This is a genomic window from Paraburkholderia sp. J67 (assembly GCF_905220265.1).
GTDB lineage: Bacteria > Pseudomonadota > Gammaproteobacteria > Burkholderiales > Burkholderiaceae > Paraburkholderia.
Genome location: NZ_CAJMZK010000005.1, coordinates 1 through 18,693, shown reverse-complemented (window position 1 = coordinate 18,693; position 18,693 = coordinate 1). Strand labels below are relative to the sequence as shown.

The window sequence follows — 18,693 nt, the reverse complement described above, 5'->3', positions numbered from 1 at the left end:
CCACCGCTGGAACCTGAAGATTTCTTTAGATAGCCACAGGATTTCACCCGTTTTTCGAGTCTGCGCCCCAATTGCTGGCCAATTTTGTCGTTTCTAGACTGATCCACAAATCGGACGAAGCGCATTCCGGCAGGTATGCGACGCCCGCAATACAGAGTCAACACTTGCCGCCCACTATTCAGGAGATGCTTCATGCGCGCTACCGCGACCGCCATTTCGCCGCAGGTCGGCCAGATTCCGCCCGCGATGCAAGACGCCGCCCGTCACGACGTGGTCATGGATGAGCTAGTCGAAGTCATCGTTGCGCGCCGCGATGAATTCGAGCGGCTTTCTCATGTGCCTCGCGACGTCATCGACATGTTCAAGCAAGCCGGTATTTATCGCGCGGCCACGCCGAAGCGTTTCGGTGGCGATGCGCGCCCGCCTGCCGAATTTCTGCGCATGATCGAGCGCATTGCAACGGCTGATGGCTCCGCTGCATGGGTCGCCAGCTTCGGCTCGGCGAATATCTATCTGGCCGCGCTGCCGCTCGAAACGCAGGCGAAAATCTACGCAACAGGCCCCGATCAGGCGTTCGGCGCCGGGCTCTTCCCGGTTCAGAAAGTGCGCCCCGCCGAAGGCGGCGGCTGGCACGTCGAAGGCACCTGGAAGTTCGCGAGCGGCTGCAAGGGTGCGGACTGGCTCGGCGTGGGCATCGATACCGGCGCCAACGATGGCGGCGCGCCGGGCAAGCCTCGCACCGCTGTATTCCGTGCCTCCGATATCGAAATCGTCGAGAACTGGAGCGTGGTGGGCATGCAAGGGACCGGCAGCCACGATCTGCGCCTCAAGGGCAACGTGGTCGCCGACGAATGGACCTTCGTGCGCGGCGGCCCCGCTACCGTCGACGAACCGCTCTATCGCTACCCGACCGTTGCCTATGCGGCGCAGGTGCTGGCCGTGGTGAACCTGGGCCTCGCGCGCGCAGCACTCGACGTCGCCAATCAGATGTCGGGCGGACGACGCACGACCACAGGCGCGCCGCAACTCGCGGACCGCGCCTATTACCGCATCGAACTGGCGAAGGCTGAAGCGCAATTACGCTCCGCCCGTGCGTTCTTCTACGACGCTACCGAAAGCGTGTGGGAGTCGATTGCGGCCGGCAACAGCGCCACGCCCGATCAGGTGAGCCTGCTGCGTCTCGCGGCGACCCAGGTCGCACGCGAAGGCGCGGACGTCGTCATGCGTGCCTACCGGCTGGGCGGCACGATGGCGATCTACCGTTCGCATCCGCTCCAGCGTCTCCTGCGCGATTCGATCGTGGTCACCCAGCACGCCTTTCTTGCCGAAGGCAACTACGACGGCGCGGGCGCGGTTTTCGTCGGCGTACCGCCGATCCCCGGCTATCTGTAACGCGCGCTATTGCATTCGCGCATTTCAATCATTCATTCCGATTCAACAGGACACACTCCATGACCAACACAAACAAGCTTCCTCTGCGCGTGCTCTTTTGCTGCGGCGTCACCCAGAACTTTTTCGACTTGCCGCGTGAACAGATCGGCACGGTGTGGCAGGCGTACGGCAAGATGTTGTCCGCGATCGACGCGATGGAAGGCGTGCAGGTGCTCGGCATCATGGATGACGACCGCCTCACCGTCGGCCAGTCGGACGGCGCGCCGTGGACCTTTTACATCATGGCGGATGTCGCGGACTTCGACACGGTCACCGCGGTCTGCAACCTCTATCGCACGACGCCGGTCGGCGAATACAACCTCTGGCGCTACGGCAAGATCGAAGCGCGCGTGGGGCGCGAGCTGGTCGTGCCGCCGGCCGCCAACGCGTGAGGCCATGCCATGACCGACGCTGACGCCCGTATTGCGGCACTAGAAGCACGGCTCGCCGATCTCGAAGCGGAGCGCGCCGTGCGCCACACGTTCACGCGCTACATGGCCTTGTGCGATGTGCCCGCGGCGGTACTCAACGGCGAATCGCTGGGCGCGCTTTTTACCGAAGACGCCGTCTGGGAAGGTGTCGGCACGCATTACGCGCAAACCTTTGGGCGTTCCATCGGCCGCGCGCAGATCGTCGCCATGCTCTCGCGCTATTTGCCGCCGACGCCGCATTTCACGACCAACGTTCATTTCGTCACCTCCGAAACGATTCACGTAGACGGCAAACAGGCGACGGGGCGATGGATCATGATGCAAGCGTCCGGCTATATCGACGGTAGCGCGGAGTTGATCGGCGCACGACTCGTGGTCGATTTCATTCCATCGGAAGACGGTGATAACTGGTTGATTGCCCATTTCCGGACGGAGCGCCTGTTCGATGCACCGTGGTCGGTCAAGCCACGCGCCGCCCTTGTCTCGTCAGATCAGGAATATTCAGCATGAGTGCGTTGCTTCAACAACTTTCTATCGGCGGCAATGGGCCCGCTAGCCCCACGATCGTCATCAAGGACAGCATCGATATCGCGGGATATCGAACCAGCGGCGCGAGCCGCGCGCTCGCCGATGTGGCGCCCGCGCAGCATCACGCGGAGGTCGTCGAACGATTGATCGGCCGTGGCTGGAAAATCGTCGGGAAAGCCAATATGCACGAGCTTGCCTTCGGCATGACTGGCATGAATGAATACACTGGTACGCCAGTCAATCCGCAGGATGCTTCACGCATTCCGGGAGGCTCGTCGAGCGGTTCGGCCGTTGCGGTCGGTGCGGGCATGGCCGATGCAGCACTGGGAACGGATACGGGCGGCTCCATACGCGGACCCGCTGCCTGTTGCGGCGTGATCGGACTGAAACCCACGTTTGGGCGAGTTTCCCGCATCGGTGTGGCGCCGGCCCAAAGCACGCTGGATTGCGTCGGTCCGTTCGCACGCGATATGCGTACGATTGCGTTGGCCATGAGTGCGATAAGCGAGGGTTTCAACGTTCTCGTCGCGCAAAACGGCGCACCCGCGGCGCGCGTCGGCATCGTCCGTGCCGATGCCCGCCGTGATATTTCGGAGGCCGTCGAAGCAGCGGTGCGCAAGGCCGAACTTGCGATGACGTCGCTCGAACTTGCGGGCCTCGCCGATGCATTCACCGCCGGGCTCTCGATCATCAATCGGGAAACTTCACGCGCATTCGGCCATCTCGTCGAAACAGGTCATCTTCAGCCTGACCTTGAGGCAAGGCTACGGGCGGCGGCCAATACCAGCGACGAGGACGTGGCGCGCGCGGAGCAGGTAAGAAGGCGTTTTACGCAGAACGTCGACGAAGCGTTGAAGGATCTCGACGTCCTCGTCATGCCGACCCTTCCCGATTTCCCGATCACGCTGGAACAGGCGCGCAACGGGACATCGGTTATCGCCATGTCGTCGCTGATCCGGCCGTTCAATCTCAGCGGGCATCCCGCGCTGAGTCTGCCGGTTGCCGTCCCCGGCACGACGCTTAAAGCGGGCTTGCAGATCGTCGGCCGGCATGGCGCCGACGAACTCGTGTGCGCCGTCGCTTCCCGTATCGAGGCCGCGCTGGCCGCCTGAACATCAAGCGCACGATAAGGCGCCAACTTTTCTGGAGTTTATCCGTATGACAACAAGAGTCGCGCTCGTGACAGGTGCAGCCCGAGGCCTGGGCGCCACCATTGCAGCGAAATTTCATGCCGCGGGCTATCGCGTTGCTTTGGCCGATCTTGCGGTCGATGCGGCGCGCGACGTTGCTGCCTCGCTCAGCCCCGACGGTACGACCGCTTTTGCCGTGCCCCTGGACGTCACATCGAAGGCGGACTTCGACAGCGCGTTGAAAAGCGTGGTCTCGCGCTGGGGCCAGGTGGACGCGCTCATCAACAATGCTGGCGCATCGAAAGTCGTTCCCGTGATGGAAATCACCGGCGAACAATTCGATCAGGTCATCAACGTCAATCTAAAAAGCGTGTTGTTCGGTTGCCAGGTATTCGGCCAGTATTTCGCCGATCGTGGCGAAGGGCGTATCGTCAATATCGCCTCGTTGGCGGGACAAAATGGCGGCTCCGCGACGGGCGCGCACTACGCTGCAGCAAAAGGCGGGACGCTGACGCTAACCAAGGTATTCGCGCGCGACCTCGCGGCCAAAGGCGTGACCGTGAATGCCATCTCGCCAGGACCGCTGGATTTGCCCATCGTTCACGAAAGCGTTCCGGCGGATAAGCTCGACAAGGTCATTGCGGGCATTCCGGTCGGCCGCCTGGGCAACGCTGAATATGTCGCCGATGTGGCTATTCTGCTGGCGTCGGGCCAGGCCTATTTCGCAAACGGCGCATGCTGGGACGTCAACGGCGGCCTGTATATGCGCTAACGCGCGCTCCTGGTGCGTGGATCGCGCTTGATTGTCAGCCTCGTTCATCGCGGCTGACAATCTCGAACGTTAGGACCTGATCAAACCTTCTCCGCGCCGTCGTCGGGATTCCACACGGCGACCACATCGCGCACAAGCATCGCAATGGATTCCGCGCCGAGCTTGTCCTTGATGCTCGCGCGATGAACGTCAACCGTCTTCACGCTGATCTCCAGATCGGCGGCGATGCGCTTGCTACCCTTGCCATCGATCACCCCACGCAGCACCTCTTTCTCGCGTGCCGTCAGCGACTGGATTTTCTGCCGCAACTCGACGCGCTTCATGTCTGCTGCGTGACGCTGGCCGGCAATCTTCAGCGCGCGCTGGACGCGGTCGAGCATCTGCTGCGAGTTATAGGGCTTTTCCACGAAGTCGATCGCCCCGTTCTGCATGGCGCGAACCGACATGGGAATATCGCCGTGTCCGCTCACGAAAATGATGGGCAACGTGGCGCCACGCTGATTCAATTCGGACTGGACGTCAAAGCCGCTTCGCTCGGGCATGCGCACGTCGAGGATCAGGCAGGCCGGTATCTTCGCGTTGAAGGCCGCGAGGAATTCCGCCGCGCTGCCAAACCCCTCCGAGCGAATCCCAACCGAATCGAGTAACCACGCAAGCGAGGTGCGCATGCCACTGTCATCGTCCACGATATAGACGACTTGAGCAGGGACCGTCATCTGCTCTCTCCAAATAAAGTTAATGCGGCTTCGACCCGCGTGACTGCCAGACTCGACAGGTCGATTGCAGGCGCTGCCAGAAACAGAAAACCCGCCTTGCGCGAACGCATCATCGTATCCGAACGAAATTTTGATGGAAACCAGGTATTGCGCTTAGGTGAGAGCCGCCCCGCACAGGAACCCAGCCTAAAGAAATCTTTAGACGGGTGGGGACAAGCGCCTAATACGCGCGCATTCGTGCCGATACATTTCAAAAATCGCGTGGCGTAACCTGAACATATTGCTCTTGCGGATTGCTCACCGCACCCGACGCCTCGCTCATCATCACTTCTCTCTCGCCCATTTCCGGAACTGACGTATGCCACACACTTCCACGCACTTATCCACGCCCGTTGACGACGCACGGGCCAACTTCCGGCAAGCGATGGCTCACCTCCCGGCGGCCGTCAATGTAATCACCACGGACGGCGCTTTCGGCCGTTGCGGCATCACCGCGAGTGCGGTCTGCTCGGTGACCGATTCGCCGCCCACCGTGCTGGTTTGCCTCAACCGGTCGAGCGCGATGCACTCGGCCTTCGAGGGCAATCGACGTGTCTGCATCAACGTGCTGCCGGGCGAGCACGAAGACCTTGCGAAGCATTTCGCGGGCATCACTAAGCTGCCGATGGACGAGCGTTTTGCACTGCCGGGCTGGGCCGATGGCGATTCCGACGTGCCCGTCCTGCGCGATGCGCTGGCGAGCATTGAAGGCAACATCGTGGAGATGAAGGAGGTGGGCTCCCATTCGGTGATGTTTGTGGAAGCCACGCGCATTCGTGTGCGCAGCGATGGCGACGGGCTGGTGTATTTCAGCCGGAATTTCCATCGGATCGCGCGTCCGGCGGCGGCGTGATGAACCGATAAAAAAAGCGCCCAGGCGGGCGCTTTCTTGTAACGGGGTCGGCAGTATCAGGCGTGCTTGCGTAGTGCGCCGTCCAGCTCAGGCGCAAGCCCTAAATGATCCAGCAGCGCACCAAACGACTGGACGCGCCGATGCACGTAATCGGGCACATCGACATCCGCGTAATCGTAAAAGCCCCTGCGCGTACGCAGACCGTCGCGGCCTTGCTCCATATTGTCGATGACGGCCTGCGCCGGTTCGAAGCGCGGCGCGATTTCGCGCGCGAGATAGTGCGAAGCGTAATAGAGAATATCGCAACCGCCCCAATCGATGAATTCGAGCAAGCCGAGCACCGCGAAGCGCAGCCCGAATCCTGTGCGTATCGCCGTGTCGATATCCTCGGCGCTGGCGACGCCCTCTTCGACCATGCGCGCCGCTTCGTTCATTGCGAGCGCCTGAATACGCGGCACGATATAACCCGCAGACGGCGCGCAAACGATCGGCCGCTTGCCGATACGCTTGAGCAGATCCGTCGTCAGCGCGACGGAATCATCGTGAGTCGCATCGCTGCGGCTGACCTCAACGAGTGGAATCAGATGGGCGGGATTGAGCCAATGCGCGTTGATGATGTGTCCAGGCCGCGCGCTAAAGGCCTGCAATTGCGTGACCAAAAACGTGGAAGTTGTCGACGCAATGACGGCGTGTTCAGGCAGCGCGCTTTCCATCCATCGCAATGCTTCGGCTTTCACATCGAGCACTTCCGGCACGGCTTCGAATACCAGCGTCGCCTCGCGCAATGCCGTCAAGCCATTTTCACGGTTGACGAAGTCGATGCGGGCCAGCACGCGCGCGGCCTGATCGGCAGTCAAACGCCCGAGCGCTGTGAGCGACTGCAATTGATCTCCGATCGATGCGCGCGCCTTCTGCACAAACGCGTCATGCTCTGCGAGCGTTCTCACCTTGAAATCGATGAGCGTCGCGCGCAATCCCGCGAACGCAACGGCAAGCGCAATGCCCTGGCCCATGCGACCCGCGCCGACCATGTGCACGCGATCGATGCCTTGTGCCGCGCTCACGTGCGCACCCCGCTATCGAGCAGTTTATGCAACGCCGCTCGCGGCAGCGACGCGAGGCCCAGCGCTTCAAGCGTGCGCCCCTGCGCATACAAGTCTCGCCCCGTCACTGCGCTGGCCAGCGAAAGCAGGCCTTGTGCAACGGGCGTCGGCACACCCGCGTAACGCCCGCACGAAACGATAAACGAGAGTCCGAGTCGCGTGTCCTCCAGCATATAGCGATGCGTCTGCAAATCGATTTTTTCGCGCCAGTCGCCGCTATCGGTGAGCTTGCCGTGCGCGCCGCGTCCATACATCCATTCGTCGCCTTCGCTCGCATAGTGATCGGCAAGCGGGAAATGAGGCGCGCTATAGCCCAGTGCCTCGCGTACCGCCATGCGCTCCGCGTCGAGTGCATTCGTCACGCGGCGAATCGACGGTTGCGTGCCTTCGTTGTGAATGTCCCAGCTTTCGAAGTGTTCGAGCGGCCCGGCATTCATCAGAATCAGCGGCGGATGAATGACGGGGCCGGCGTTCATCAACGCCCCGGACAGCGCATCTTCAATACGCTCGATAGCCGGATAGGCGGCTTCGAGAATATCGAAGGCCCAACTTGCAGCGTTCGCGGGAAATACCCCCGTCGGCAAGCGCGTCGCGTAGGCGCTGATCACAACGCGATTCGCACCGTGCGTGCGCACCAGATAGGGCAGCGTGCCGGTTTCGGCGATGGCTACGCGGCTACGATTGCCGGCAGCGGCGAGTGCATCGGCGAACACCATGCTGCCAAACGTGCCGGGTGGCAGGTAGAGCACCTGGCCGTCCGTCAACAGCGGCGCAAGTTGCGCGGCGAGCGATTCATGCGTGATGGCGGGCAGAGGAATGACGATCAGTTGCGCGCCCTGCACCGCCTTTGCGAGCTCGTCGACGATAGCAATCGCGCCGGGTGTGCGCGCCGACGCCAGCGGCACGCGGCGAGTGCCGCGCCAATCCTGCGCTTCGAGTTCGCCGAGCGCGAGCAGCCTTTGCGCCGCTTCGCGATCGCGCCGCCACCAGCTTACGTCGTGGCCTTTTTCAAGCATATCGATCGCCGCAGCGTGACAGCCGTGCCCACCACCCAGAACGCAGACCTTCATGGTTTTTCTCCTGTTTCGCGCACTCAGCGCTTCAATTGCACCAGGACGAAATTACGCGCTGCGCGCCACGCTGTCGCTTCAATTCACGCAACACCAGTCAGAATCCGGCAAGCCCTGGTTGCGCACGCTTTTTTTCTCGCAGATCATGGATCCCGCAAGCACGCCCCATCGAAGAGACTGGCTTATGACTCCCGCGATATCCCGCATGAACCCCAATCTCCTTCACGCCACGCACGCGCACGCCGATGTCGAACGTACCGTCGCGCGTCTGCTCGGCCCGCACAGCATGCAGGCCCAGGGACGCGAGCCGTTGAACGCCGAGCTTTACGACGTCGCCCTCGCCCACGGCGGCCTCGCGGAACTGAGCTATGGGCGCGCCACGCGTATTGATTTCGCGGGGAGTGCCGGACAATTCCTGTTTCGCCTCACACTCGCAGGCGCGTGCGAATTGAGCTCGGGTCGGGAACACGCGGCGGTCACACGAGGTGCGATCAGCGTATCGTCGCCCGCGCGCGCAAGCCGCATCGAAACGAGCAGCGACTGCCGCAGCCTGTTGCTGCGTATCGAGCGCAATGCCCTCGAACACAAACTCGCGGACTTGCTGCAAGCGACGCCACGCACGCCTTTGCGCTTTGCGATGAGCGTCGATGCCGCGCATCGCGGCGCCGGTATCGTGCGCGAAACGCTGGGGCATCTGCATCGGATGCACGCCCAGTGCGATGGCGCGAGCGCTGCAACGCTGTTCGGCGGCGATCTCACACAGTGGCTCATGACCATGCTGCTGACACAACTACCGCACTCGCATAGCGACGCACTCATCCGCAGCGACACGCGCACACCGTTGCCCGCCCATGTGCGCCGCGCGCGGGACCATATCGACGCGCATCTCGACACGCCGCTCACGCTAGCCGTGCTCGCGCGCGCAGCGGGTGTCTCGCCGCGCACCTTGCAGAATGGCTTTGCCCAATTTGTCGGCCAGTCGCCTGCCGCCTATGTGCGCGAGCGCCGGCTGGAAGCCGTCCACGCCAGGCTCACGCACGATCCGCAGGCCAGCGTCGCGCAAACGATGCTGGCCTGCGGCGTGCAGAGCTTTGGGCATTTCACGAAAGCCTACGTGCGCCGCTATGGCCAGGCGCCCTCGGTCACGCGCGGGCGGTCGGTATGAATCACACGATCAACGATACGACGCCGGCGGCAAGCGCCCCGGGTGCCCCGCTCGCGCATTCAGCCGCGCTACGCGTGCAGGACCTCGATCTCAACCTGTTGAAGACGTTCCGCGCCGTGTATCAGGAGAAGCACGTCGGACGCGCAGCACTGAACCTGGGCGTCACGCAGCCTTCGGTCAGCTACGGGCTCGGGCGGCTGCGCCTCATGTTTCGCGACGCACTATTCGTGCGCACCGGGCAGGGCGTCGAGCCCACGCCGCGCGCACGACGCCTTGCGGCTTCGGTCGACAAGGCGCTCGCCATTCTTCAGGACGTGCTGGACGATGGCGCAAGCTTCACACCTGAAACGACCGAGCGCGTCTTTCGCCTGCATATGAACGATTTCGCGGCGAGCGCCTGTTTGCCGACCCTGCTGGGCGCACTGGATACGCGTGCCCCGGGCGCCGTGGTGGAAACGCTGCATCTGGACGAACAACAACTCAATGTCGCGCTGGAAGCGGGCAAGATCGATTTCGCCATCGGCCATTTCAATCAGGCATCCGAACATTTTCAGCGCACGGAGTTGTTGAGCGAACGCTGCGTGCTGATTCTCTCCGAAGCCGCGAATCGCCGGCTCGGCCTTGCGGAAGACTTCGTACTCGACGCACGCGCGCCCGCCGGTTTGCGGCTGGTTGCGGTGATGTCGCATCCGCAGTCGATGACTCTGCTGGAGCGCCACGAACTCATGCCGCGCGTGCGCGCGTCGCTGCCCGACTTTCTCGTGCTGCCCTCGCTGCTGCGCAGTGCCGATTACGCGGCCATCGTGCCACGCACCATCGCACTCAGCTTCGCGGCGCAGCACGCCTGTGCAATTCACGAGATCGCCGACGCGCAAAGCTGGAGCGTGAATGCCTACTGGCATCGGCGCTTCGATGCCGACCCCGGTCATCGCTGGCTGCGCGCGCTGCTGGTCGAACTGTTCGGCATCGGCGAGCGCGAGCCGTTCGATACGTGGCTCGCGTCGCCGTGTGCGGATTACAGCGAAGTCGGCGACATGAGCGACGTTAGCGACCTCGACGACTAGAACGAGACGAGCATGCCTGCCACGAGCGAACTCGCGGTTGCGCCCGCCTTCGCGACCGCCACGCCGCCCCCGCCCGCGCCATTGATCGTAAACGATGCGTGGCTGCCATTGCGCACCATCGCCGCGCCCGTGTAGAGCACGGTGCGCTTCGAAAGCGGATAGTCGAGGCGCAGCGCGTACGAGTCGGCGTTACCGTCGCTATCGCCGGTCTTGCGATAGTGGCCGTAGCTGGCGAGCAGCTTCGCGCGACCGAGCGGCACCGTGGCGTCGATTTCGTACACATCGTGATGCGGGTACGCACTCAACGAGTCCACAGCCGTCTGCACGTCCGGTCCACCGCGGTGACGCAGATACAGCCCCGCCAGTTTGGCCCAGCCAAAGTCATACGACGCGCCCGCCACGAAATAATTGCCCTGCGCCGTGGGGCTTTCCGTATTCAACGAGGCGGCCGCGACCGGGCTGAACTTCTGCTCCATCCACGCGATATCGAGCGACACCGGACCACGCGCGTAATTCAGGCCTGCGCCATAGCTGTCGCCGAGCGTTGCCGGTTGGCCACTCGCGCCGTTGGCGCCGCGCGCAGCAATCGCGCGCAGCATGAATCCATTCCATTGCGCCGAAGTCAGACGCACTGCATTGTGCACGCGCAGATACGCAGGCCCGACGAAGTTATTGGTGGCGTTGCCCCATTCGAGACCCGCGCCATAACCCGGCAGCGCGTAGGTCACTAACACCGTGTGCAGAATCGTGTAAAGCTCGCCGATCTGCATGCCGCCGTAAGGGCTCGTAAGCCCCACCCATGCCTCGCGGCCAAACATGGCGCCGTTATTGGAGAAGGCGCCGTTCGCCGAATTAAAGCCGTTTTCGAGCTTGAAGATCGCTGCATAGCCGCCGCCCAGATCTTCGACCCCTTTCATGCCCCATTCGGTCGCAAACAGATTGCCGGTTCCCATGCGCACAACGTGGTTCGGGCCGAAGTTCGTGTATTCGAGCGAGGTATCGATGCGCCCGTACAAGGTAATGCTCGATTGCGCGAGAGCGACCGCGGGAAGCAGAAGTGCAGCACCGCATGCCGCGACCGAAAGGCGTTGAAGAGAGTGAAGTTTCATCTGTGTCTTGATTGAATGACCCGAAATCGGCGCTACCCAAAAAGGGCGGCATTTATCCGTATGGCGTAGCGAGTCTAGGAAGACCAAATTTCCAGGTCGATTAAACGCTCTCTATAACGCTTATAGATCGCATGCGCGGATGGCTGCGAATCGCCTTCCCACAAGCCTTTGCACACGTTTCATGCATGCGCGTATGGGTGTTTTCTTTACTTCTCCAAGGGAAACTCACTATCGCCGGGGTGATGCTCCCCATTTGTAATGGGATTTTGGCTGGATACATTGCTTTCGTTTGCCTATACCGTTCGCGTGCTCGCCGCACCGGATACCTCAACGCCCCCTTGGAGAATTCGTATGACCACTACGGCGGCCGCCGCTCGTCCCCGCAGACGCGACGCCTACGCATGGTATGTCGTGATCGTCTGCATGCTTGCGTATGTGTTTTCCTTTATCGACCGCCAGGTGCTCGTGCTGATGATCGAGCCGATCAAACGCGACCTGATGCTCAGCGACACGCAATTCAGTCTGCTAAGCGGTTTCGCGTTCTCCCTGTTCTACGCACTCATGGGACTGCCGATTGCCTTTCTCGCCGACCGCTACGCGCGGCCACGCCTGATTTCCGTGGGCATCGCAATCTGGAGCGTCGCCACCGCGGCATGCGGCGTCAGTCAGAATTTCGTGCAGATGTTCGTCTCGCGCATGGTCGTCGGCATTGGCGAGGCGGCGCTTTCACCGGCTGCCTATTCGATGCTCGCGGACTATTTCTCGAAAGAGAAGCTGGGGCGTGCGATTGCCGTGTATTCGCTCGGCTCGTTTATTGGCGGCGGCGTGGCATTTCTCGTCGGCGGCTATGTGATCGCGCTGCTCAAGCACGCGTCTTCATTCGCCGTGCCGCTCTTTGGGCAGATTCATCCGTGGCAGATGACGTTTTTTATTGTCGGCTTGCCCGGCCTCGTTGTGGCGCTGCTGGTGCTGCTCACCGTGCGTGATCCGCAGCGCAAGGGCCTGGCGCAGGATGGCAGCGGTAGCGCCGTGCGAATGACGACCGCGGATGCGCTACGCTTCGTGTTCCGTCATCGCGCCACGTTTGGCTGCCACTACTTCGGCTTTTCGTTCTACGCGATGACCTTGTTCTCGTTGATGAGCTGGACGCCTGCGTTCTATATTCGCCATTTCGGTCTCACGCCGGTGCAAGCGGGGTACACGCTCGGCACGGTGCTGCTGGTCGCGAATACAGCTGGGGTGTTCTGCGGAGGCTGGTTCAATGACTGGTTGCTGCGACGCGGCTACCAGGACGCACCGATGCGCGCGAGTTGTATCGGTGCTGCTTGCATGCTCTTGCCCGCCGCATTGTTCACGCAGATGCCGAGCCTTCATGGGTCACTGGCCGTGCTGGTCGTCGCGATGTTCTTCGCGTCGTTCCCGATGCCGACTTCCACCGCCGCCATGCAGACACTCGCGCCCAATCAGCTCCGCGCGCAGATTTCCGCGTTATTCCTGCTCATTCAGAACCTGCTCGCTTTGGGGCTTGGCACGACGATCGTCGCCCTGTTTACCGATAAAGTGTTTGCTTCGCCGCTTGCCGTCGGACATTCGGTGTCGATCGTGAATGGCTGCGCGGCATCGCTGGCCGTTGTGCTGCTGGGTCTGGGTTGCCGACATTATCGTCAGTCGCTTGCCCGCGAACAGGCCGGGACTGATAGCGCGAGGGAGCGTGATATCGACGCGTCGAAACTGGGTGCGATGACGCATTGAATCGATAGTCCAAAAGGAAAAGCGCCGTCGCAAACGGTTCAAACCTGCCGATATCGTTGGCTGCTACGAGCGCCGCTTGCAAATCGAAACCAGTTTCGGGGAGCTCAAGCAGCCAATGCTGGGTCTGAGTTGACCTTGCGCAGTCGTACCGTCGAAGGGGTGTATCAGGAAATCTGGGGAGCGTTGATCGCCTACAACCTGATTCGCCGCGAGATCGCTAGCGCCGCATGGGAAGCGAAGCTCGCACCAACCGATATCAGCTTCGTTCGAGCGTTCCATACCATTCAGCACGAAATGATGTGGGCAGCCCTCACGCCGGCCTACGCAAAACTACCCGTCTGCCTTCGGCGTCTGCGGGAGCGACTCAAGTCTCTTCCCAATGAAAAGCGACCCGGCCGCACATGCGACCGGGTCGTCAAGTCTCGTCCTTCGCGCTACTCCGTTCGGCACCTTAAAAAAGACCTTAACTGAACGGCATTAGCCGTATTGGGGCGGGTTCGCATAAATTCTGGACACTTTCCGAGTGTCCGAATAATTCGCGATATTAGACATTTTTGTCGAATGTCAAATCAGGCGCATCGCCGCACGGCTCGGAATTCGTTCGAGGGCGAAGTTTTCCGTCCGCCAGAATTTAGATTCATCCCTTAAATTCAGTCGAATCTGATACTTCTGAAATCCAATTCGCAGTTCACTGAGAAGTTAGCGGCGCGAGCGCGCTGCGCGTATCCGGTTGCCGTGTCGAGCCGGTCGTTTTCGTTGACTTCAAGGAGATAGGACAATGGCGGATCAGCAGAAACGCAAATGCAAGATGTATGCATTCGCAACGATCGGCGCACGCACGGCGCGCGGCGAATGCGTAACGACCGGTTCCAGGAGCGCCTATTGCGGTCTCGCAATCGCGCGCGTTGGCGATGTCGTGACGTATCGCGACGGTAGCGAAACGGTGATTATGGACGGCGCCTGGTTTGCCATGACGATTAATAACCGTCCCGTCGCCCTTGTCGGCAGTTCGCTTAGCAACGGAGATAGCATCATCCTGGATAGTGGCGATACCATCAACGATAGCCCGCATCGCGACGTAACCACTGCTAGGGGCCTTGTTCCTGTCGATCAACACGGCAACGTTTTGTCGCGTCGGTAAGGGGAACAACATGATGCGGCGAATTGCAGTTGTAGGCGATGAGTTGAGCGGCGGCGGACGGATTTTAGATTATGAACAAAGATTCTCATCCACGTATCACGGACATAAAACCGCGTTGCTCGGAAAGGAAGCGTTTTGCGAAACTTGCAGAAGCGCGGGCCGGATTGTGAAAAACGGCGAGGCGTAGCGATGGAATATTGATGGAACGGATAACGCACTAGATGGCGATATCGTTCTCTGCAAATGTTCCACGCCGCCCCGCATTACGGCCAGACTCGCGGGCGAATCCTGGTGCGCGGTGAAAACCGGCGCATCGGCCATCGCGGAAAGCGCCCGATCGACTAGCGTTACGGATTCGCAAATACCCATCCATGATGACCAGTTCGCGCTAATCGACGGTATTGGCCGCCCCTTATCCAATACCTATTACACGGTGCGCTATGCGGACGGTTCTACTTCGCACGGTGAGACAGACAATGCGGGCCGAACGATGCGACATCGAACCGACGGCGCGGAACATATCGCGCTCTATCTCGGACACAGGGAGGCATGATGCGAATCCCTGTTGTGAGAGATGGCGATCCAACAACCACGGGCGGCCAGGTGCATGCCACGCGCAAAGGTATCAGCGACGATGGCAAGACGATTGCATTGCATGACGATCGTGCAACATGCGGCAATTGCGAGGGAACGTGGCCTATCGTCGGCACCGGCTACAGGATGAGCAATAACGGCATACCCGTTGTTCTCCAGGGTGACAACGTGCTATGCCCGTGCGAAAAAAACCGCGCCATTGCTGGCCCGGATGCCAAGTGTTTTTATCATCGGCTCCCCGGCGAGAATGAGGCAAGGCCAACTACCGAAAATGCGGCGACACCCACGCCTCTCGCCCTAATCTATGACGAACAGTTTTTATTGCATGGCGGCGATGGCCAGGCGTTAGCCGATACGTACTACACGCTACGCCTATCCGATGGATCGCTCATCCACGGGAGTACGGATGCGAGTGGTCGCACTGCGCGACACGCGACAAGCGACGCGCGAACCGTCGCCGTGTACCTTGGCCATCGGGAGGAGTAGCCATGTTTGATCGACTGGTAACAGACGGAGACCGCACGTCAACGGGCGGCGAAGTGATTGGCCGTAGCGGCTTGGATGACGAGCGGGGCAAGATGTACGCCCGTAAGGGCAACAAGGCGACGTGCGGAACCTGCAAGGGAGCATGGGAGATTTACGGCACCGCTGGCGGCTGGATGGATGAAGGCTATCCGATGGTCAAAGACGGCGACCGCGTTCTATGTCCATGTGGGAATAACATCGTCTTTGCATATGGCGGGTCAAACGCTTTCTATTCGGAAAAACAGGAGGCAAAGCAGGCCGCTACTCCCGCGAAGCCGATCAAGGTGAAAACCTACGACGAACAATATGTGCTCACTGACGCACGAAGGGCACCGCTCGCCGATACCTACTACACCGCGCGTTTGCCTTCTGGTGAACTGCGCCACGGCGTAACGGATTCACAGGGCCGCACGGCGCGCTATCAAACCGATGGCGCGCTATCTATCAAAATCTACCGTGGTCACAGAAAGGAGACTTGAATGCCTGATGCACTTGCAACATCGGTAACGAACACTGATCCTAATTCCTGCGTATTCGCTCAAACAGGGCGTCTTTGCAAGCCGTGGAAGCTTTCGAATCAGGGTTATTCCTTCATGGCTGTATGCGAAAGCGGCATACTCAACGGAACATTTCAAGGAAAACCCGTTGTTGATGGGTTTATCTTAAAGGTCTATGACGACGGATATGGAAATCCTACTGTCGGTCTCGGGCATAAGGTGTTGCCGCAAGACCATCTGAGGATGGGGGATGTTGTTTCAGTAGAACGTTGTAGAGAGTTTTTTGCCGTTAATATTCGCCAGGCTGAAACGGCGATCAATAGGGATGTTAGAGTGGCTCTCTATCAATACGAATACGATGCACTTGTTTCAACTCTTTACACTACCGGACCAAGCCATCACGACGGCGATCCGTGGCCTGAGAGTCGATCCGGTCATTTAGCTGGCTATCTCAATGCGGGTGAGTATGACAGAATGCGCGATGTGATACGCGCGTTTATTGCAACTCGAATCCCTTGGCGTCGTCGGCTTGAAGCACGTCTATTCGAAACGGGAAATTATGATGCGCACCATTAAATTATTTATTATTCTATTTGCAATTTCAAGCGCCGCTCACGCTTCATCTTCAATATATGGCTCCGCATTTGACTACAAGAAGGCGAGGCCTACAAGTGCGTATTTTTCTGGAAAAAATCGCGATCAAATCACTGCCATATGCAAGAGTGAAAGATTGAGCACAATGGATTTATCCGCTTGCGCTCAATTTCGATACGAGGGGGCGGCGGAAGCTCTGAATAAGCGGATTTCAGAAGTTGAGAAGATTCTAAAAGAAGATGACAAGGAGAATGCGCAGTACGGAGAGCCCGCCGCACTCCCATTTTTCAAGAAAGCGCAATTAAACTGGTCGCTATACCGCGATAACGATTGCTATTCTAATACCTATTCTATAGGCCAAGCATCTTTGCGATTTGTCAATTTCTGGGATTGCATGGCCAGGATTTCGAAAAACAGGTTTGATGAATTGACTAAACCCAACGATGACTAATTAAGCCCTCCCCGTTTGGGCGGGGCTTTTCATTTGCGCGCCTACGCCAGCCCACAGCGCAGCGCGATCGCCCGCCACGCGCGAACGGGCCACGATGGCCGCGCATCATTGCACGCTTCGCGCAATTCCCATAGTCGCCGGTCAGGTCCGCACGCGCCTTGCATGCTGCGCATACGCTCGCACGTCCAGGGATAATCCAAGGCCACATGGCGCGGGGACCGCGGATGAAAGCACATTGGTGCGAGGCCGGTCACGCCTTTGGCGGGGCAATGCCCGCACGTCGCGCACGATCGCGGTTGAACGTCGTTCATGGTTGCGGCTCCCTTGCATTTGCATGTTCGCGTATCCAGTACAAGGCCAGCAGATGCGCCTTGCGATATGAGGGCGTCGGATGCGTGCCCGTCTCGAAGCCCTGGCGATAGGCGCGCCCGATCCAGGCGCGTAGATCGTTCGGCGAAGGGCCGATTGAAACCCGTATGGGGGCGCGCGTGACCCGCATCACTGAGGCGGCGGCGCAGTGGTTAGCGGAAAGGAGCGTGAAAAAAAAAGCCCGTCGATTGACGGACCGTTTGCGACGGCGTTTTTTTATGTATCGGATGCGAGTTGGACTCTACGCTGCGCTCACTCGCATCTGCTCTTCCAGCTTCGATCAAGCCGTAGCGGCGGCGCGCAAACGGTTCACGATCTGATTGTCCTTGCCCTGCACGAACGGCGTGAGCGTGACGTTGAACTCGATCGACTTGTACGCATCGTTCTTGAGGCCAAGCGCGGCGCCACCGGTTTTCTCGACAACGTGCGGAATCAACTCTTCACGCGTGGCGTAAGCGAAGTCGTCCCAGATCAGCGGATCGCCTTCGATATTGAACTGCGTGGTGAGCTTGCGATGGCTGTCGCTCGTGACGAAGAAGTGGACATGAGCGGGACGATTGCCGTGACGGCCCAGACCATTGAGCAGGCGCTGTGTGGAGCCATGCGGCGGGCAGCCGTAACCCACCGGCATGAGCGTTCGGAACTCGTATTGACCGTCCGGGCCGGTATTGACCGCGCCGCGCAGATTAAAGGCGGTCTGCGCGCCGGTCGGATCGAAGTGCGAGTAAAAGCCCTTCGAATTGGCGTGCCAGCATTCGACCACGGCGTTTGCAACAGGCTTGCCGTCGGTGCCCTTGACCGTGCCGCGAATCACGAGCGGGCCAGCATCGGCGTCTTCATTGAGGTCTATCTTCGAGACGCCTTCACGTACCGGCGCGCCGGCCACATAGAGCGGACCTTCGATCGTGCGCGGCGTGCCGCCGTCCAGGCCCACGGCCTTATCTTCGGCATCCATGCGGATGTCGAGGTATTTTTCCAGACCGAGGCCTGCCGCGAGCAGCGCCGCTTCGCCGTCCGAACCGAGCTTGTTCAGATAGTTGACGCCCGCCCACACTTCATCGGGCGTGATGTCGAGGTCGTCGATGGCCTTGAACAGATCGCCCAGCAGGCGATGCACGATCTGCTGGAAACGGGCGTTGCCGTTGTTGCCGTCGAGATTCGCTGCGGCTTTCAACAGATCCTGGACTTCGGTCGTTTCGAATACTTTGACGCTCATATCTTGTGTCTCCACACGTGTATTTTGGGGAAAATCGCTCTGAACGGCTCTACGGAACTCAGGCGTCGTCGTCGCGGATCGACGACGGGTGGCGACACAGCGGCGTCACCGAAATCTTCATGTACGGGAACAGCGGCAGCGCG

Annotated in this window: 20 protein-coding genes and 1 pseudogene; 15 read left to right on the top strand and 6 right to left on the bottom strand. The window is 60.3% G+C overall.

Annotated elements, in window-relative coordinates; genetic code table 11:
• Window positions 1-246: 246 nt before the first annotated feature.
• The 5 genes from U5782_RS11780 to U5782_RS11760 are packed head-to-tail and all read left to right on the top strand — an operon-like array spanning window position 247 to window position 4,292.
• Window positions 247-1,392: an acyl-CoA dehydrogenase family protein gene (locus U5782_RS11780; RefSeq protein ID WP_322044318.1), complete on the top strand. Its 1,146-nt coding sequence runs from the start codon at window positions 247-249 to the stop codon at window positions 1,390-1,392.
• Window positions 1,393-1,451: 59 nt separating this feature from the next.
• Entirely contained in the window at window positions 1,452-1,823 is a 372-nt protein-coding gene (locus U5782_RS11775) for a hypothetical protein (protein ID WP_322043994.1), read from the top strand.
• Window positions 1,824-1,832: 9 nt separating this feature from the next.
• The gene (locus tag U5782_RS11770) at window positions 1,833-2,372 is read left to right on the top strand and encodes a nuclear transport factor 2 family protein (protein WP_322043993.1); all 540 of its coding nucleotides are present in this window, start codon (window positions 1,833-1,835) and stop codon (window positions 2,370-2,372) included.
• A complete protein-coding gene (locus tag U5782_RS11765) occupies window positions 2,369-3,502 on the top strand; it encodes an amidase (RefSeq protein ID WP_322043992.1) in 1,134 nt (377 codons plus the stop codon). Before U5782_RS11770 ends, U5782_RS11765 begins: the two co-directional genes overlap by 4 nt.
• Window positions 3,503-3,548: 46 nt before the next feature.
• Window positions 3,549-4,292: an SDR family NAD(P)-dependent oxidoreductase gene (locus tag U5782_RS11760; protein ID WP_322044317.1), complete on the top strand. Its 744-nt coding sequence runs from the start codon at window positions 3,549-3,551 to the stop codon at window positions 4,290-4,292.
• 80 nt (window positions 4,293-4,372) lie between these two features.
• On the opposite strand, the gene U5782_RS11755 is transcribed toward U5782_RS11760, so the two are convergent.
• Complete coding sequence (locus U5782_RS11755) at window positions 4,373-5,008, bottom strand: response regulator transcription factor (protein WP_322043991.1); 636 nt, start codon at window positions 5,006-5,008, stop codon at window positions 4,373-4,375.
• Between the two features lie 358 nt (window positions 5,009-5,366).
• On the opposite strand from U5782_RS11755, the gene hpaC reads away from it, so the two are divergent.
• Window positions 5,367-5,900, top strand: coding sequence for a 4-hydroxyphenylacetate 3-monooxygenase, reductase component (gene hpaC, locus U5782_RS11750; protein WP_322043990.1), 534 nt, complete (start codon window positions 5,367-5,369; stop codon window positions 5,898-5,900).
• A gap of 56 nt (window positions 5,901-5,956) precedes the next feature.
• On the opposite strand, the gene U5782_RS11745 is transcribed toward hpaC, so the two are convergent.
• Entirely contained in the window at window positions 5,957-6,964 is a 1,008-nt protein-coding gene (locus U5782_RS11745) for a 3-hydroxybutyryl-CoA dehydrogenase (protein WP_322043989.1), read from the bottom strand.
• Window positions 6,961-8,073, bottom strand: a complete 1,113-nt coding sequence (locus U5782_RS11740) for an NAD/NADP-dependent octopine/nopaline dehydrogenase family protein (protein ID WP_322043988.1) — start codon at window positions 8,071-8,073, stop codon at window positions 6,961-6,963. Before U5782_RS11740 ends, U5782_RS11745 begins: the two co-directional genes overlap by 4 nt.
• Window positions 8,074-8,257: 184 nt before the next feature.
• Between U5782_RS11740 and U5782_RS11735 the strand changes: the two genes are divergently transcribed.
• Both U5782_RS11735 and U5782_RS11730 read left to right on the top strand, forming a co-directional pair.
• Window positions 8,258-9,238: an AraC family transcriptional regulator gene (locus U5782_RS11735; protein ID WP_322043987.1), complete on the top strand. Its 981-nt coding sequence runs from the start codon at window positions 8,258-8,260 to the stop codon at window positions 9,236-9,238.
• Window positions 9,235-10,302, top strand: coding sequence for a LysR family transcriptional regulator (locus U5782_RS11730; protein WP_322043986.1), 1,068 nt, complete (start codon window positions 9,235-9,237; stop codon window positions 10,300-10,302). Before U5782_RS11735 ends, U5782_RS11730 begins: the two co-directional genes overlap by 4 nt.
• Here the strand turns inward: U5782_RS11730 and U5782_RS11725 are convergent.
• Window positions 10,299-11,411: a porin gene (locus U5782_RS11725; protein ID WP_322043985.1), complete on the bottom strand. Its 1,113-nt coding sequence runs from the start codon at window positions 11,409-11,411 to the stop codon at window positions 10,299-10,301. The two genes, U5782_RS11730 and U5782_RS11725, sit on opposite strands and share 4 nt — an antisense overlap.
• 351 nt (window positions 11,412-11,762) lie before the next feature.
• Between U5782_RS11725 and U5782_RS11720 the strand changes: the two genes are divergently transcribed.
• The 7 genes and pseudogenes from U5782_RS11720 (at window position 11,763) to U5782_RS11690 (ending at window position 16,965) form a co-directional block, all read left to right on the top strand.
• Window positions 11,763-13,163: an MFS transporter gene (locus U5782_RS11720; RefSeq protein WP_322043984.1), complete on the top strand. Its 1,401-nt coding sequence runs from the start codon at window positions 11,763-11,765 to the stop codon at window positions 13,161-13,163.
• Between the two features lie 28 nt (window positions 13,164-13,191).
• Window positions 13,192-13,634: pseudogene (locus U5782_RS11715) on the top strand (transposase); the annotation flags it as partial.
• A gap of 307 nt (window positions 13,635-13,941) precedes the next feature.
• A complete protein-coding gene (locus tag U5782_RS11710; RefSeq protein ID WP_322043983.1) occupies window positions 13,942-14,304 on the top strand; it encodes a PAAR domain-containing protein in 363 nt (120 codons plus the stop codon).
• A 549-nt stretch (window positions 14,305-14,853) separates the two neighbouring features.
• Window positions 14,854-15,384 carry a PAAR domain-containing protein gene (locus U5782_RS11705; RefSeq protein WP_322043982.1) on the top strand — a complete coding sequence of 177 codons (531 nt, stop codon included), beginning with the start codon at window positions 14,854-14,856 and terminating at the stop codon, window positions 15,382-15,384.
• Window positions 15,385-15,386: 2 nt separating this feature from the next.
• Window positions 15,387-15,902 carry a PAAR domain-containing protein gene (locus tag U5782_RS11700; protein ID WP_322043981.1) on the top strand — a complete coding sequence of 172 codons (516 nt, stop codon included), beginning with the start codon at window positions 15,387-15,389 and terminating at the stop codon, window positions 15,900-15,902.
• A complete protein-coding gene (locus U5782_RS11695; protein ID WP_322043980.1) occupies window positions 15,903-16,496 on the top strand; it encodes a lysozyme in 594 nt (197 codons plus the stop codon). It abuts the gene before it with no gap.
• Window positions 16,480-16,965, top strand: a complete 486-nt coding sequence (locus U5782_RS11690; protein ID WP_322043979.1) for a lysozyme inhibitor LprI family protein — start codon at window positions 16,480-16,482, stop codon at window positions 16,963-16,965. Before U5782_RS11695 ends, U5782_RS11690 begins: the two co-directional genes overlap by 17 nt.
• A gap of 649 nt (window positions 16,966-17,614) precedes the next feature.
• Here U5782_RS11690 and catA read toward each other — a convergent pair.
• Both catA and U5782_RS11680 read right to left on the bottom strand, forming a co-directional pair.
• Window positions 17,615-18,550, bottom strand: a complete 936-nt coding sequence (catA, locus tag U5782_RS11685) for a catechol 1,2-dioxygenase (RefSeq protein WP_322043978.1) — start codon at window positions 18,548-18,550, stop codon at window positions 17,615-17,617.
• Between the two features lie 58 nt (window positions 18,551-18,608).
• Window positions 18,609-18,693, bottom strand: an 85-nt coding sequence (locus U5782_RS11680) for a muconolactone Delta-isomerase family protein (protein WP_322044316.1), incomplete at its 5' end; no start/stop codon positions are given.